At 38.0% G+C, this 17,089-nt stretch carries 14 protein-coding genes; 3 read left to right on the forward strand and 11 right to left on the reverse strand.

The window, feature by feature from the left end; genetic code table 11:
• Nucleotides 1-24 precede the first annotated feature (24 nt).
• Nucleotides 25-3,177: an efflux RND transporter permease subunit gene (locus J7E66_RS20805; protein ID WP_215003340.1), complete on the reverse strand. Its 3,153-nt coding sequence runs from the start codon at nucleotides 3,175-3,177 to the stop codon at nucleotides 25-27.
• Nucleotides 3,178-3,330: 153 nt separating this feature from the next.
• Between J7E66_RS20805 and J7E66_RS20810 the strand changes: the two genes are divergently transcribed.
• Together J7E66_RS20810 and J7E66_RS20815 are read left to right on the forward strand one after the other, a co-directional pair.
• Nucleotides 3,331-4,191: a TetR/AcrR family transcriptional regulator gene (locus J7E66_RS20810; protein ID WP_215003342.1), complete on the forward strand. Its 861-nt coding sequence runs from the start codon at nucleotides 3,331-3,333 to the stop codon at nucleotides 4,189-4,191.
• Between the two features lie 111 nt (nucleotides 4,192-4,302).
• The gene (locus J7E66_RS20815) at nucleotides 4,303-5,907 is read left to right on the forward strand and encodes an MDR family MFS transporter (protein WP_215003344.1); all 1,605 of its coding nucleotides are present in this window, start codon (nucleotides 4,303-4,305) and stop codon (nucleotides 5,905-5,907) included.
• A gap of 34 nt (nucleotides 5,908-5,941) precedes the next feature.
• On the opposite strand, the gene splB is transcribed toward J7E66_RS20815, so the two are convergent.
• Nucleotides 5,942-6,970, reverse strand: coding sequence for a spore photoproduct lyase (gene splB / locus J7E66_RS20820; RefSeq protein WP_215003346.1), 1,029 nt, complete (start codon nucleotides 6,968-6,970; stop codon nucleotides 5,942-5,944).
• Nucleotides 6,963-7,187 carry a transcriptional regulator SplA domain-containing protein gene (locus tag J7E66_RS20825; RefSeq protein ID WP_308162557.1) on the reverse strand — a complete coding sequence of 75 codons (225 nt, stop codon included), beginning with the start codon at nucleotides 7,185-7,187 and terminating at the stop codon, nucleotides 6,963-6,965. Before J7E66_RS20825 ends, splB begins: the two co-directional genes overlap by 8 nt.
• Nucleotides 7,188-7,400: 213 nt before the next feature.
• On the opposite strand from J7E66_RS20825, the gene J7E66_RS20830 reads away from it, so the two are divergent.
• On the forward strand, nucleotides 7,401-7,745 hold the full coding sequence (locus J7E66_RS20830; RefSeq protein WP_374103871.1) for a hypothetical protein: 345 nt from the start codon (nucleotides 7,401-7,403) through the stop codon (nucleotides 7,743-7,745).
• Nucleotides 7,746-7,934: 189 nt separating this feature from the next.
• On the opposite strand, the gene brnQ is transcribed toward J7E66_RS20830, so the two are convergent.
• The 8 genes from brnQ to J7E66_RS20870 form a co-directional block, all read right to left on the reverse strand.
• Nucleotides 7,935-9,260, reverse strand: a complete 1,326-nt coding sequence (brnQ, locus tag J7E66_RS20835) for a branched-chain amino acid transport system II carrier protein (RefSeq protein ID WP_215003351.1) — start codon at nucleotides 9,258-9,260, stop codon at nucleotides 7,935-7,937.
• A gap of 147 nt (nucleotides 9,261-9,407) precedes the next feature.
• Nucleotides 9,408-10,619 carry a GNAT family N-acetyltransferase gene (locus J7E66_RS20840; protein ID WP_215003353.1) on the reverse strand — a complete coding sequence of 404 codons (1,212 nt, stop codon included), beginning with the start codon at nucleotides 10,617-10,619 and terminating at the stop codon, nucleotides 9,408-9,410.
• A 171-nt stretch (nucleotides 10,620-10,790) separates the two neighbouring features.
• Nucleotides 10,791-11,561, reverse strand: coding sequence for a L,D-transpeptidase family protein (locus J7E66_RS32355; RefSeq protein ID WP_285289240.1), 771 nt, complete (start codon nucleotides 11,559-11,561; stop codon nucleotides 10,791-10,793).
• A gap of 213 nt (nucleotides 11,562-11,774) precedes the next feature.
• The gene (gene kynA / locus J7E66_RS20850) at nucleotides 11,775-12,623 is read right to left on the reverse strand and encodes a tryptophan 2,3-dioxygenase (RefSeq protein WP_215003355.1); all 849 of its coding nucleotides are present in this window, start codon (nucleotides 12,621-12,623) and stop codon (nucleotides 11,775-11,777) included.
• A 56-nt stretch (nucleotides 12,624-12,679) separates the two neighbouring features.
• A complete protein-coding gene (locus tag J7E66_RS20855; RefSeq protein ID WP_215003357.1) occupies nucleotides 12,680-14,107 on the reverse strand; it encodes an amino acid permease in 1,428 nt (475 codons plus the stop codon).
• A gap of 24 nt (nucleotides 14,108-14,131) precedes the next feature.
• Entirely contained in the window at nucleotides 14,132-15,403 is a 1,272-nt protein-coding gene (gene kynU, locus J7E66_RS20860) for a kynureninase (RefSeq protein WP_215003359.1), read from the reverse strand.
• A 49-nt stretch (nucleotides 15,404-15,452) separates the two neighbouring features.
• Nucleotides 15,453-16,244 (reverse strand): 2-keto-4-pentenoate hydratase, encoded by a 792-nt coding sequence (locus J7E66_RS20865; protein WP_215003362.1) that lies wholly within the window; start codon nucleotides 16,242-16,244, stop codon nucleotides 15,453-15,455.
• A 46-nt stretch (nucleotides 16,245-16,290) separates the two neighbouring features.
• Nucleotides 16,291-17,070, reverse strand: a complete 780-nt coding sequence (locus J7E66_RS20870) for a 2-keto-4-pentenoate hydratase (RefSeq protein ID WP_215003374.1) — start codon at nucleotides 17,068-17,070, stop codon at nucleotides 16,291-16,293.
• Between the last annotated feature and the right edge of the window lie 19 nt (nucleotides 17,071-17,089).

Genomic DNA, 17,089 nt, shown 5'->3' on the forward strand with positions numbered 1-17,089 from the left:
GAATCAGTTTCTATTCATTTTATTTTACTTTTGCTTCTTTTCTTTTCGCTTCATTTTCATTAGTGTTTCATACACAATCGGTACAATTACTAAGGTAAGCAGTGTCGAACTTGTCAGTCCCCCGATGACTGTGACACCTAATCCCTTTGAAATAAGTCCACTTCCCTCCATACCGATTGCTAGTGGTATAAGTGCACCTATTGTCGCAATTGCTGTCATAAGAATTGGGCGAACACGTGTCCCGGCTGCCTCAAGAAGGGCTTCTCGTGTCGATAATCCATCATTTTCTTTATGAATGACACGATCAATTAATACGATTGCATTCGTTACAACAATCCCAATTAACATCAAGGCGCCAATCATTGCTGAAACACTTAATGTTTCGCCAGCGATCAATAATCCTAATAACCCACCGATAATTGTAAATGGCAACGAGAATAGAATCGCTAGTGGTGCTAAACCTCCACCAAATGTAATAACGAGAACTAGATAAACAATTGCAATGGCTGCAAGCATTGCTAAGCCTAACTGTGTAAAGGATTCAGCAATATCTTCTGATACACCGCCGACAGATATATCCACGCTCGATGGCATTTTTAACGTATCTACTTTCTTTTGAACTGCCTTCGAAACTTTTGATACATCTTTAGTGGTAATTTCTGCACTTACACTTGCATAAATACGACCATCACGCCTTGTAATCGTGTCAGAAGTGTTTCCCACTTTAACGTCGACGACATCCTTAATCGGAACTGTCGTACCCATAGGGGATTGAAGCGTTTTATCTGTCAATTCATTAATATCTTCATATTCATCTTTCTCAACCTCTAGATAAACATTCATTTCTTTGCCGTTATTTTCAATCGTTGTCAATACTTGACGCTGGCCATTTCCAGCTAGACCCATTCCAACCTGTGCTGCAGTAAGTCCTAATTGACTTAACTTTTCCTGATTAGGAACTAATGTGTATTCTTCATACGTATCCGAGATACTCGTTTTCACATTCCTAAGGGATTCGTTTTTCTTAAAAATCTTCGATATATTGTTCACGACTGGTTCAATTTCATCCATATTGTCACCATAGACGTTAAACGTTAGAGCATTCGATGATCCCATGCCAGAAAAATCTTGGCTTGCCCATTCACCTTTATCTTTTCGTTTCTTTAGGTCATTGATAACCTTTTCGGTTTCATGTGAAAAGTTTTTAGTATCTTTGTCATATTCAACAAAAAACATGGCAGAATTACTTTGCCCTGGATTCATTGGATTTTCTCCGCCAACAGAAAACTGAATGGTTTTTACTCCTGCTCTCTGCTCAAAAAATCCCTCTGCTTCGGTTGCTATCCTTTCAACTTCATCCAAAGTTTGACCTGGTGCTGGTTTATAAGTGGCAACAACCATTTTTTGTTCATCAGAAGGAAGGAAGCTTACCCCAATGATCGGTACAAGGAACAAGCTGCCAACTAAAAGTAAGATAGCTAACCCAAAGGTAATAATTTTATGGTTTAACGACCAATTAAGAACCTTTTTATAATTAGTAGCTAATTTACCAGGTTTATTTTCAACATGCTCTTGTTTTAATGATATCCCTTTTTTAAATAAAGAATGAGCCATCATTGGTACAATTGTAATGGCTACTAAAAGAGAAGCCATTAATGCGAAGACGATTGTTAATGCAAATGGTAAGAACATCTCCCCTACTGGTCCTTTTACTAATCCTAATGGCAGGAATACAGCAATTGTTACCATCGTTGAAGAAAAGATCGGCATAAACATTTCTCTAGTGGCCGCCACAATTAATTCCTTACCACTAAGTGATTCATTTTTAAGAGACATTCGTCTAAATATATTTTCGATGACAACAATTGAATCATCAATAACTCGACCGATCGCAACTGTCATTGCCCCGAGTGTCATCATATTTAGCGTAATATCCATTTGTTTAAGAAGTAAAATAGCTATTAATATCGATAAAGGAATCGAAATGACTGAAATAATTGTTGTCCGAAAATTTCTTAAGAAAAGCAATATGATAATCATGGCAAAGATTGCACCAAATATTGCTTTATTTAGCATTGTTGCAACCGATTCTTCGATTGGTTTCCCTTGATCAAAAATCGTTGTTACTTTTAACCCATCAATCTTAGCTTCAAAACCACTTAGTTTTTCTTTTACTGCGTTAACAACATCTACAGTATTTGCATCTTGTGCACTTGTAATTTGCACACCGATTGATTCCTCACCATTTGTCCTGGAAATAGATTCGGCTTTCCCTACTACTTCAATTGTTGCTATATCTTTAAGGTCTACAGTAGGAATCGAAGGTGGAACCTGTGCTATTTGATTGCCTTGGCTAACTTGGCCGCTTGTCATACCTTGTTGTACCTGACTTTGTTGACCACCCGTCATTCCTTGCTGTGGTGCACCTGTAGATGGGACTACGGGAATTTTTATTGCTTTTAGGTCATCGATCGATGTCACATTACCATCGACGACAACTGACTTTTGCGTATCTCTAAATGTGTATAAACCTAATGGAAATTTAACGTCTGTGGCTTTAATTAAATTCTTGATTGTTTCTTCGGTTAATCCATATTTCTTTAATTTAGTTTCATCAAATTTCAATTGAACTTCGTCAACTTGCTGCCCTGATATTTGAACGGTTGATACTCCTTCAACACCCTCAAGTTCTGGAATGATCTCCTCTTCAGCTGTTTTTGTTAATCCTGCCAAAGATTGTTCTGAATTTGTAATACTTAAGGACATGACTGGAAAGCTTGAGAAACTCATCCGGGAAACTTTTGGTGCCTTCACTCCATCAGGAAGTTCTAAATTGCTTAATGCTTCTTTTACTTCATTTTGAGCTTTTTCCATATCTTTATCAAAATTGTATTCTATTTGTATAGATGAAGCATTTTGAAACGAAGAGGAACTAACAACAGAAACCCCGTCTAAATTCTCCACTCGTTTTTCAATTGGTTCTGTAACTTTTTCAGCTACTTGTTCTGGCGTCGCACCAGGATATACCGCCAAAACTGAAACAAGTGGTGTGTTGATATTTGGAATAGTTTCGAGTTTCATGTTCATCCCTGAATACAATCCAGCAATTGTAATAATAATGGTTAACAGCCATACGGCAAATTTGTTTTTCAATGAAAACTGAATGATTTTTTTCATACTTCTCTCCTTATTATGCCTTGTTGACATTTTGGTTTGATTGGAATAGGATTGACTATACGGTCACAATAGATTTAATCATACTGACCAACCGGTCATAAGTCAAGAAATATTCATTATGGCATAGGAACATCAATTAATGGAGGGTTTATTTTGACAGAAAAGGAGAAAGTTATTATAAAATCAGGGATGAAGCTTTTTGCTCAAAAAGGTTTTTCCTCGACGTCTATACAAGAAATTGCTACTGAAAGTAATATTTCTAAAGGAGCTTTCTATTTACATTTTAAGTCCAAAGATGATTTATTACTCGCAATTCTGGAATATATATTTGAAACAATTGAATCAAGTAGATTAGTTTTTGAAAACCAAGAATTGTCCCCCCGAGAAAAATTCATTAAGCAAACCTCTGCTTTTTTTGGAACCTTTATCGGACATAAAGAGTTTTTAACAATGCTCTCCAAAGAGCAAGCGATCCCAAGGAATGAAGAAATTAAAAAGCTATTTTATAAAAAGCGCTTTGAATTCCATTCATTATATCGCAAAGGATTAGTTTCTATTTATGGATCAAACACAGAGCCTTTCTCAATTGATCTGGCATTTATTCTTGAAGGGTTGTTTCAATCGTATGTAGGGTTATTGATAATGGAACCAGCGGAGTTTGAGATTGAAGAGTTATCCCACTTTTTGATGCGAAGAATGGATAGTATCGTAAAAGATATTTCAAACGAAGAACCCTTCTTAACTGAGAAAAAGCTGGGAAACATTATCAAAAACTCTAAGCAATTTTTTGAACCTGTAAATCTAAATAATATTGTTGAAAAGATGAGAAATGAAATCGATCAAATGGAAAATAGAGAAGCGTTGGAAATTTCACTGGATGTCCTTGAAGAGGAAATGAGTAAACAGAGCCCTCGTCTTCCTGTCATTAAAGGGATGCTTTCTAACTTTAAAGGAATTCCAACACTTGAAAAATACACCAAGGAAATTGCTGATTTTTATGACTTTGACATATAAAGGATATATTTCAACTATCCTTTACTATAAAAATTATTGACTGACCAGCCAGTTTTATTGTATATTTTATGACGTTACTTAATTAATAACATCCAGATAGGAGAAAACGATATGGAGATAGAAGAAAAACAGATAAACACAAAATTAATCATTACCGGCTTAATTATTGGTATGTTTTTCAGTGCTTTAGAACAAACCATCGTAGGAACAGCCATGCCTACGATTATTTCAGAATTAAATGGCTTCACCATTTTTGCATGGGTTACTACCGCCTATATGATCACATCGACAACGGTTGTACCAATCGTTGGGAAACTATCTGACTTGTACGGTAGAAGGTTCCTCTATTTAATCGGAACGATTATCTTTATTATTGGTTCAGGTCTGTGTGCAACTGCAACATCAATGGAACAGTTAGTTATCTATAGAGGTCTTCAAGGGATCGGCGGCGGGATGATCATGCCCCTGTCTCAGACTATCATTGGGGACATCTTTACTGCTGAACAACGGGCCAAGTGGCAAGGAATTTTTGGTGGACTCTTTGGTTTAAGTTCAGTTATCGGTCCTTTCTTGGGTGGATTAATTGTCGATAGCATTAGCTGGCACTGGATATTCCTGATTAACGTTCCCTTTGGACTACTTTCCGCTATTTTAATCTTTATAGGATTCAAACACGAAACAGTTGCAAGTAAAGGCAAAGTTAATATTGATTATTTAGGGATTATCACATTAATTCCTGCCATTGTCCTATTATTGCTAGGTTTGACATTCGGCGGGGATAAATTTGAATGGGCCTCAACCACATCCTTCCTTATTTTCGGTGGTTCCATTATGCTGCTTATCATTTTCGGTATCATTGAACGAAAAGCAATTGAACCAATCTTGGATCTTTCATTTTTTAAAAACCGAACATTTGCAACGATGAATGCTTTAGGATTTTTACTTGGGCTTGGTATGTTTGGGGCCATTATGTTCGTACCTATGTACATGCAAGGTATTCTTGGTGTTTCACCAACCCAGGCTGGTTCTACTATGACTCCAATGATGATTGCTATGATTGCTGCAAGTATAATTGGCGGGCAACTATTACTAAGATTTAGCTTTCGCTCTGTACTAACAGCAGGTATGCTGCTTGGTGCTTTGGGATTCTTTTTAATGAGTACAATGGGCATTGATTCCAACGAATACACTGCTTATGCATATATGGTTGTTCTTGGTTTAGGGATGGGCTTAGTGATGCCCACATTAATGATTGCGATTCAAAATGAATTTCCAAAATCCCAACTGGGAACTGTTACATCAGCTTCCACCTTCTTTCGCTCCATAGGTGGAACAATTGGGATTACCGTTTTAAATTCTATCATGAATCACACACTTAAAGGTGAAATGGTTACTGCAGCTAATGATGCTGAAAATCCAATAGCACACCAAGCATTAACAGCTCTTTCAGAAAAAACCGATTCATTATTTAGTTTACTGCTCAATCCGAGTCTTTTAAAAATGCCTGAAGATATCCAAAATAGCGTGATTCATGCTATTCAAATTGCCTGGTCCGATTCTTTTTCTACGGTTTTCTTGACAGGGCTCATCTTTATCGCAGTCGGGGTTTTTGTGGCTCTTGCTGTTGGCAAAGGTCGTATAAAAAGAGATAGCGAACTTAATGAAAGCGGCGAAAAACAAGTGACATCGTTTAATCGAGATGCAACTGAATCATAAGATGAAGAGGGATTCAAATTGAATCCCTCTTTTTCTATGTAAAATATTCTATTTTTGCTTGCGGAAAATAGGTGTTAATATATCTGCCAAGAGTATCTTTTATATCTTCTTGCTCTTCATTCGTATAGACGAATTTACCAATCCCGTAACGTCCCCATTTCCATTTCCTTTTTGACTCATCGAGTTCAAGTTTTGTCATCGGGTAATTTTTTTGAATCACACGCTTAGCTGGTTTTGTAAAACGATGCTGAATCATTTCAAAGGTTAAATCCTGTTTAGCCGACTCCGGAAGTTCCGCCTCCAGCTTTTCTAACATTTCTTTATATCCTTCCTTCCATCCTTCATGCAAATAAATAGGAGCAATAATAAATCCTAATGGAAACCCTGCTCCAGCCACCTTTGTAGCTGCTTCTATTCTTTCGGGCAACCTTGAAGTACCTGGTTCAAAATTCTTGATTATATAATCATCATTTATACTAAAACGAAAGCGGGTTCTTCCATTATGTTTAGCATCAAGTAAATGGTCCACATGAGCAAATTTAGTTACAAAGCGGAGCTTGCCATATTCAGATTGTCCGAAAAACTCTATCGCCTTTTTTAATGTATGGGTCAAATGGTCAACGCCTACGATATCGGATGTACAGGAGGCTTCAAACCTGGTTGGATTAGGTGCACGTTCTTTCATGTAATTCTCTGCAGCCTCAAAAATATCTTCAAGATTGACATAGGTACGAATATAAGGTTTACTGCCCATAGTTGTCTGTAAATAGCAATAATGGCAATGGCCCATACATCCTGTCACAAACGGGATGGCATATTCTGCAGATGGTTTGGAGGTATCGAACTTTAATGTTTTCCTTACCCCAATGACTAACGTGGATTTGGCGGTGCGGTATTTTTGAAAATCATTATCGCCAGGTAAATTTCTTATTTGATTGTGTGAAGTTGTTTCCCTTATTTCAATGCCCATATGTTCAAATTTGGCAATTAACTCTTTCCCAAGTGGATATTCCAGTGCACTTGGTTCAACGTAAACGAGTTGAGGAACAAAAGGCTTAACCATAATAATCACCCATCTCTGCCATTCCAAACGCCTCCTGATAAGCAGATTCCGCCTCATTTGCCGACAAATAGACCGCAATTTCATCTGTTAAGGGATAATAGGTTTCGTAGACAAAAAGTGCTAGTTGATCAGGGTTCTCAGGATTCTGCACAACTGCGGCTTCTTGGATATTGGCTACATCCTGTGCATGCGGGTTCCGAATAATTATATGTACGATTTATCCTGGTTGGTATAATTCCATTTTTCCACCTAATCCTTTCATATCTAGGTTTTCTATTGATATTATTCACCAGTGTAGATTTTTAAGTGGAACGAAATATTTCCATTTCCAACGTAGAACCTACAGCTTTAATGAAAGAGCATTGATTGAAGAATAAATTTTGAATCTAAGGGAAAGGTAATGATAAGTTTGTAAAATTAAAACTAGGGGATGCTGCCAGTGGCAATTTTTGTGTATCAGACATTTGAGATCAAACAGGATAAATTCCAAGAAGGTATTGAAAATTTAAAGGAACTAAAAACATTCAGAAATGAGAATTATGATCAAAATGTGGAGATTTTAACACCCGTTTCAGGTGAGGATCATACATACGCACTACTTACCAAATATGAAGGCTTAGCTGAAATGGAATTACAAAACAAAAAAATGTTTGAGGATGAGGAATACTTAAAGCTTATTGGAGACTTTTTCCTACAAAATATTGTTCAAGGCAGTATGTATACGCAAATTTATCGTGCTCTTAGTGAGAAGAAAACTGATAAAAAACAATCGTAGATTTTTGTAAAAGAGTGCCGGTTAACTTTCGGTAGTCAATAACCCCTATTGACTATAGTAACCTTCCTTTTTCCTCATTATCAGTCGTCAATAACCTCAATCGGCTCTTTTCAGATTTTTAATATAAGAAAAACACGGCTGTTCACTGCCGTGTTTTTTCTTGTTCATCCTATGAAGAAGACTTAACCGTTATTGTTTTATTCTATCTTCCGAAGAGGTTCCCCTAAACATTCCAAAAAGAAAGCCTACAACTAAACCGATAAGGGCAGGAATAATCCACCCAAGTCCTTCCATGTAAAAAGGAAGAATATCAAGTACCCCACTCCATTTATTTGCAAGGAAAGTTTTATTAATCGTATCTATGATACTAAAAAGGGCAACAAAACTTACAACAAAGATATAAATCTGCGGATATCTTTTGATAAAATCATCGATGAGGCCTAAAAAGATAATTACGATCGCCAACGGGTAGATCATCCCAAGTATCGGAACAGAAATCTGTAATATTTGCGTTAATCCTAAATTTGCAATGGCGGTACTCAGAACAGATAAGATAATAACCCACTTCTTATAATCTATTTTTGGTATGGCATTTGCGAAAAATTGACTGCAGGAAGTAACTAAACCAATGGACACGCAGAAACATGCAATTGTAAAGACTAAGCCTAAAATAAAGGAGCCGCTTTGACCAAATAAGTAAGTCATTACATTAGATAATATTTGTGCTCCATTTTCCGTTTGTCCCAAAGACGAACTTGCCGCCCCTAAATACCCTAATATCAGATAAATCACGGTTAGCAGTAATCCAGCCCCTAATCCTGCGTACATCATGTATAAAGATCTTTTTTTGTTGTCGTGGACACCTTGTGCTTTTAATGTGTTTGATATCACGATACCAAAAGCTAAAGCAGCCAGTGCATCCATAGTTAAATAACCATCTAACACCCCTTGAAATACAGGGTTTGTCTCATAATTTCCCTTCGGTACCGCAAATGAACCTATTGGGTCAATTAAGCTCTTTATAAAAATAATCGTAATTAAAGCCAAAAGAATAGGAGTCAATAATTTCCCGAAAAGGTCAATAAGTTTCGACGGAAACATACACAACCATGCCACTAATCCAAAAAAGATGATGCTATACACTAACAAAGAAACAGGGTTGCCTACTAAATGTTCTGGCAAAAAAGGAGCTAACCCCATTTCAAACGCAAGACTCCCTGCACGAGGAATAGCTAGTCCAGGTCCGATAGCGATATAAATCAAAAATGGGAAAATGAAAGCAAAAAAAGGATGAACCCTTTGGTTTAGCTCGTTAAAGCTTCCTGCCTTTGCAACCGCTATAACGCCTAAAATAGGTAGTCCAACAGCTGAAACTATAAAACCAGCAAGAGCTGTCCAAAGATGAGTACCCGCTGATTGCCCCAGAAAAGGTGGAAATATAAGGTTACCTGCACCGAAAAACATTGAAAAAAGCATAAAACTAATAAAGACAATTTGTTTGGCAGAAAAATTCATTAAAAATCTCCTTTAGGATAAAAATATTATTCCATAATAATAAACTATATTTGCCCTTTGTTGGTATATTTATTTTTAACAATTAATAAATAAAAATCCTCTTTCATATTTTTTCGAAAGAGGAAATTAACTGTTTCTTTATCTAATTCAAAAATAATCTGAGAAATATGGAGTCTGTCGTTCAATTAAATTTTCCAATATCTCCACGGTTTGGTCATTGCTGGTTAATCGGCCGATAGCTGCCAAATAGGATGGTCGTTTGTACCCGAGTAACATTGTCGTCAGTGTCTGGATATCAACAGCCACTAGAGGCTGATCCTCACTTTGAGTTAGTTCTCCCTGACCTGTGGCGGAAACATGGAGTGTGAATAACCCCTGGTTCCACTCAAGTAGTGGATCATTAAGCAAAATCGTCAGGTTTATATCTATGCCTGGTTCTCTAAACGGGTATTGATTTATAAACTGTTTAACATCCACAATTCTTGCCATAAAATAGGGTGCGATTGTTTCTTTAATATCCCCGTCTTCCAGCCAAAATGCCAATGGTTCATCCGTATAGATGGCCCCTAAAACTTTTGAAACCATAGAAAAATGGGCACTGATGAAATTCCAGAGTCCAATCCGTGCCTCTTCATTCATATAGACCATTTCTTTTATATGAAGCACATCATGTGAAATCCAGTACAACAAATACCCTTGGGGCTGGTGGGAACTATCATAATAAACAGCTGCTGTTAAATCCTCCAAATCCCATCTCCAATACTCCTCCCAGGCCAAATTATTTCGAATCATAGCGGCATGTCGTTTACTAGAAAAGAGTTTGTAAACCGTTTTAATATCAGGATGATCGGTAGTTAGCCGATCAACATAGCCTGACACTTTTTTTACCTTAGGCAATTGATAGTCTTTGACTTCGAAGGTCATCTTATCGGAAATGATCTCCCAACCCCTTTTTCGATAAAAAGGTAATGAATATGGATATAAATAGGAAATCGATTGTTTTCTTTCTTTCATATCTGCAAGCGCTTGCCAAATCAACTTATTCATTAATCCCAAATTTGCGTATTCCGGATAGGTGCCTACACCTGTCAAGCCTCCCATCTCAAATGTTCGTCCAAAAATATTTATTTGAAAGGGATAGACAGCTACTTGGGAGATTAATTTTTCACCATCAAACCAACCCAACACATCTGCCTGTTCCAAAACAGGCAGTTTTGCTAATGCTATTTCACGTTCCTCCCAACCCACTGTTTGTAAGTCTTTTTTGGTCACTTGGAACACATAACGCAATAACTCGTTGAACTGCCTCCAATGTTTCGGTTCCACTTTCTCCATCTTGAGCCTGTCCAATCGACTCATACCATTACCTCCAAAAATTTAAAATCTTACTCTATGTAAAGGTTTTTATATTAAATTTGTGTAATTTTCTTCTTTTTCATCCGTTTTATTTTTGGTATTAATAAAGTGTTTTTGTTTTTATTGTTATACAAAAAAAGTTGCTCATCAATTGGAGCAACTAGTTTATATTTATTATTTAATTCCAAGCGCTTTTTTCGTGGCTGGCCCCACAACCCCATCCACTGTTAATTTACGGGCCTGTTGAAATTTGCGGACGGCACTATCTGTGTTTGCTCCAAAGACACCATCTACACCTTTCGTACTGTATCCAAGTGAGGTCAGCTTGCGCTGAAGCTCTTGGACGGCAGGACCCCGACTGCCTTTTTTAAGGATTTCTCCACTAGAACTAACAGGAACAGATGGTGCACTAGACCCGCCATTAACTTTATACCCATTGGCTGCCGCAATTGCATTGAAAGATTTCCCTGACGATGTGATGATGACTGTGGTACCATTTGGAACTTGATTAAATAGCCATTCTACCTCATTATCATACATCCGAATACAGCCGCTGCTTACGTACCCTCCAATGGAGGCTGGATTGTTGTTACCATGAATCGCATATGTTGTCCCCCAAGTTCCACGAGCATTTAAACCGAGCCAGCGGTTACCGAGTGGATTTCGAGGGTCTCCACCTGGTATATGCCCCTTATAGTATGGCCTGTTCTTAATCTTAACTACAATTTTGAACCTGCCTTCTGGTGTATACGATTTTTTTCTCCCTGTTCCTACTTTGAACTGTTTTATAAACTTACCATTTTCAAAGTATGCGAGCCGATTGATAGTCTTGTTAATGATAATAAATTTTCCACTGGAAGCTGCAGAACCTGTCGGGACACCAACAAAAAAACTAGACAACATAAAAAAAGCAAATACAAAAAGAATTAACCACTTTTTTTGCAATCTAACCCCTCCAATACGACATAAATACTCATCCGTGTATCTTATGTCGGAAGGGCTTGTACAAATTACAATTTTGTTAAAGATATTACAATTTGGGCTAAAAGTAGTTTAGTGCAATTTTTCCCACTTTACGGGAATCAGAAACACCTATTAATCTTATAAGAAAACCGCAAAACAAGGTTTTGCGGCCTATTGTACTCCATCCTTTTCAATCTAAAGCTTTGTTCTTAAACTCCACAGCTCTGGGAAAAATTGCTGATCAAGGACTCTTTTTAAATAGGTCACACCAGACGACCCACCGGTCCCCTGCTTATGACCAATGATTCTTTCCACCGTACTCATATGATTAAAGCGCCATAATTGCTGTTGATTGCCAATATCTACTAACTTCTCTGCCAACTCGTATAAATCCCAGTATTGATCGACATTTCGATAGACTGTTAGCCATGCTTCTTCGACACTAGCATTCGGCTCATAGTTTTTGGACAAATCCCGATGGCGAACCTCATGATCAATAGGTAAACCACGTGCAACAAGAGCATTTATTGCAGCATCATAAATACTAGGTTGATGAAGAGCGTCCTGCATTTTTTCGTATAACTCTGTTTGGTGCTGATAGACTGCTAGTGTATGAACATTTTTATTACCTAATGCAAATTCAATCAAACGGTTCTGATAAGACTGGAATCCTGACGATTGACCCAATTTATCCCTAAACTCCAAATACTCAGAAGGCGTCAGCGTCGATAGAACACTCCATGACTGAATTAATTGCTGCTGAATTCTTGAAACACGCGACAGGATTTTGAATGATGGCTCCAAATCGTTGTTTTGAATATACTCAATCGCCGAAGACAATTCATGAATAATCAACTTCATCCATAATTCACTAGCTTGATGGATAACGATAAATAACATTTCATCATGGTGATCTGACTGCCGATGCTGACTGGATAAGATTTTATCAAGATGGAGATAATCCCCGTATGACATCGCTTTTTGAAAATCTGTTTGAATCGTTTTCTCTAGTCCATTATTTGTGTTTTTTTCTTGTGAATTCATTGTATTAGACCTCCATCATTCTATTGTAGTTAAGTTATTTATGAGAATTTACCTCGTTAATTTACCTTTTTGTTAAGAATAGCATCTGACTCGTTCTTTTCAGGATTGTTTCTTCTTTTATTAAAAATAAAATAGGCTGCAGATAAAAACAGTAACCAAGGAACACCGAATTGTAGCATGATTTTAAAACCTGTAAACCAAGTGGTGATCATTAAACTCAGTAGAAGTACCGCTCCTAATATCGTCAAATATGGAAAACCAACCATTTTAACTGGCAATTTCCGGCCGCCTGCCTTCTCCCACTTTATTCGGAAAAACAAATGAGAAACAAACACCATAAACCACGTGAATATCGCACCAAACATGGAAATCCCCATCATAAATGCGTAAGACGAGTCTGGTAATAATGCATTTACGGCTGCCGCAAGAAAAATACCTAGTGTAGATATAGCAAGAGCACTTAATGGTACACCTTGTTTGCTTAATTTACCTAAAAAAGCTGGTGCATAATTTCCCCGTGAAAGTGAAAACATCATCCGAGTTGAAGCATATAACTGACTGTTCATCGCAGACAGTGCAGCTGTCAAAATAATAAAATTCATAATTCCACTTGCACCTGGGATATTTAAGAGTTCCATAACCTTTACGAAAGGACTTTCCTCCACTCCTGCGGATTTCCATGGAACAATCATTAACATGATGCCGATAGTAATAATATAAAATGTCGATAATCGGAACACCGTTGCTTTCAGAGCTTTTGGTACCGCAATATCCGGTTCCTTCGCTTCTCCTGCTGTTACCGCAATCATTTCTGTTCCTAAAAAGCTAAATAAAGATATAAAGATAGCCACCCACATTCCCCACCAGCCGAACGGTAAGAAACCACCAGCATTGACAAGGTTTTCAGGTCCCATTTCTGGTTTTGCAGAGCCTCCAAAGAAAACGTAGGATCCTAGTAAAATAAATCCAACAATTGCACTGATCTTAATCATCGAGAACCAATACTCAAAAGTTGCAAATGTATTTACACTTGTTGCATTTACATAAATCAAAACAGCTGCGAACAATAATATCCAGACAAACCCAGGCACATCTGGAAACCAGAACTTCATATATACCGCGATTGCACTTACCTCTACCCCAACCGCAAGTACGTTTGCAATCCAATAGCAATAGCGGACAAGATAACCAGCGAACGGGCTAATATACTTCTCAGAAATAGTACCAAACGACCCTGATGTTGGATGGGCAACAGTCATTTCTGATAAACATCCCATTAAAAGTAATACAATGAAAGCACCAATGGCATAACTGATTAATACACTAGGACCAGCTGTACTAATGGCAAGTCCACTTCCTAGGAAAAGGCCCGTTCCAATCGCACATCCCATAGCTATCATTGTAAGTTGATTTGTTTTTAATTCACGCTTCAACCCATTTTCTGAACCATTTCCATTTTTCAAATGAGTTTTATTGTTCGCCATATAATTCCTCCTCGTTCCATTAGGTTAAGCAACAACTTCTCGTTCATTCTTAAACTTTTCATATTGCTTATCAGTCATAATTTTCTTAAGAATTTGGACCACTTCCCAAACCTCTTTATACGAGGTATAAAGGGCAACTGGCGCAAGACGAATGATGTTTGGAGCACGGAAATCAGGTATGACACCATTTTCTTTCAACGCTTTACAAATACGTGCGGCTTCTTTATGCTCTAAACTTACATGACCACCCCGACGGACATCTTCGACAGGGTTTCCTATTTTTAATCCCAAATCAGATAACTCTTGTTCAAGTAGGTCCATTAGAAATTGATTAATTTTAAGTGACTTAGCGCGGATTTTTTCAATCCCTGCTTCTGCAAAAATCTCCAACGCGCCAAGTAAAGGGGCAAGACTCAACACATGTGGTGTCCCGATTTGATAGGCTCCTGCAGAATCAGCCGGTGATAAAGAATGCTCCATGTCAAATTGTTTCTCTTTTTTGGAACCAAACCAGCCGGCAAGACCAGGGGCTGTGCCAAAGTGTTTAGAATTCACATATAAACCTCCAACACTACCCGGACCACCATTTAAATGTTTATAATTGCACCAATACGCAAAATCTACACCCCATTCACTAAACGAATGCGGAATTGCTCCGATCGAATGACATCCATCAAAACCGATTAATATCCCTCTTCTGTTCGCTTCAGCTGTCAGACGCTTCATATCCAAGATTTGGCCGCTTCGATAGAGTACTGTCGGCAAAATGATAAGCGCAATTTCATCAGTCATCGCTTCGATAATATCTTCTTCCTCTAAAAAGCGACCATCCCGACTTTTTACACGAATAAGATGTGTATCGGGATCAAATCCATGAATACGCAGCTGACTTTGAAGTGCATAAATATCTGATGGAAAGGTTAATTCGTCAGCCAAAATTTTAGTCCTTGTTCCTTCTGGCTTATAAAAAGTAGCAACTAACTGATGCAAATTGACGGTTGTGGACCCGGTTACAATCACTTCATTTGCTGAACCACCTACTAAAGGAGCCATCATCTCTCCTAATTTTTCCGATAAAAAAAACCAAGGGTGGTTCCCACTCATCCAACCATCAATTCCATGCTCTTTCCAATCATTTAAGGACTCCAACAGCGTCCGTTCTGCTCTTTTCGAAAGCAACCCCAATGAATTCCCATCCATATAAATGGAATTCGGCTTTATGTAAAATTCTTCTCGAAATCTGTTAAGTATATCTTCTTGATCCAATTGTTTTGCGTACTCTAAAGTGAAAAGCATATTATTCCTCCTCGAATCTTGTGTCATTTTAATTAGGGCATGAAGGGAACTATGATTTGCAAGAGAATGAGACACTGCCTAGATCTGCAAATTGTGCCAAAATCGTATCACCGGGTTGAAAGCTAATCGCTTCCGTTATCGCACCGCTAAGAACGATATCACCTTTCTTCAATCCCCGCCCAGTTTCTCCGAGCTTGTTTACAGCCCAAGCAACCGCAGCAGCTGGATCTCCTAATACGGCAGCACTGGTCCCAGTTGTTGCAACCTCTGAATTTTTAGACATGTATACGCCAATTTCTTTCAGGTTTAGAGCATCCGGCGATACCCATTTGTTCCCTACTATAAATTTGGAGGAAGAACAGTTATCCGCAACGACGTCTACGAGAGTAAACCTGAAATCTAAATAACGGCTATCAATAATTTCGATCGCTGGTGCCACATATTTCGTCACCTTTAAAATATCTTCGGCTGTAACGCTTGTCCCTTGGATGTCTTCATTAATCAAGAAAGCAATTTCCGGTTCTGCTTTGGGATGAATAAAACTGCTAAATTGGACTGGTTCCCATTCAGGTGCAAGCATATCATCCATTAAATACCCGTAGATGGCTTCATGGACACCCATCATCTCTTGCTTTGCCTTACTTGTTAAACCGAGTTTCACTCCAATTCGGCGAAGTCCCTCCTGTTCTTTTTGCTCGATTAATTTTTGTTGTATTTCATAAGCATGCTCAAATGTTAAATCAGGGTAACTAGTGGTGATTTTTTCGACTTCCCGCTTTTCCTTTTCTGCAGCTAATAGGTAGCCTACGATTTCTTGTTCTGTTCCCTGCAATATTGTCATAACGGAACCTCCACTTTTAATAATTTTAATTCGAGAAAAAACTTACTTACTTAAATGTTACAGATACATTACCTAATGGGCCAAAATCTGCTAGTATCGTGTCACCTTCTTTTACTGCAATCGCACCAGAAAGTGCTCCGGGAAGAATTAACTCACCTGCTTTAAGAGTAATCCCAAATTCATGCAATTTATTGGCTAACCATGCGACGGCTTGGGCGGGGTGTCCTAGAGCAGCAGTTCCAGTTCCCGAAGTCATCAGCTCAGCATTTTTATAAAGGACCATTCCTTGGGCTCGCAAATCCAAGCCTGCAATCTTGCTCAGCTTTTTCCCAACGACTACTCTTGCTGACGAGCCATTATCTGCCACCGTATCAACCAACTTGATTTTCCAATCTGAAATACGGCTGTCAATAATCTCAATGGTTGGAACTACATATTTTGTTGCCATTAACACATCTAGATAATTCACATTTGGACCAACCAAGTCTTCTTCCAAAATAAAACCAATTTCCGCCTCAACCTTCGGACTGATAAAATCAGCAATTTTTATCGTTGCTTCATCGGCTATTTTCATAGTATCTAAAAGGTGGCCGTAATCAGGTTCATCGACGCCAAGCATTTGCTGCATTGCTTTACTTGTTAGCCCAACCTTTTTCCCAATCACTTTATGTCCTTCTTTTAACTTTTTACCGATGACTTCGAGTTGGATTTGATAGGCATCGCTTACATCCAACTCGGAAAAACGCTCCGTTAGTGGTGCGACAGAATATTGAAGATTTTCTGCGTCGATTAATTCTTTTGCAATCTTTTCTACTAATAATCCCATTTCTTCCTACACCTTCCTT

It is taken from the genome of Bacillus sp. ISL-7, assembly GCF_018613065.1.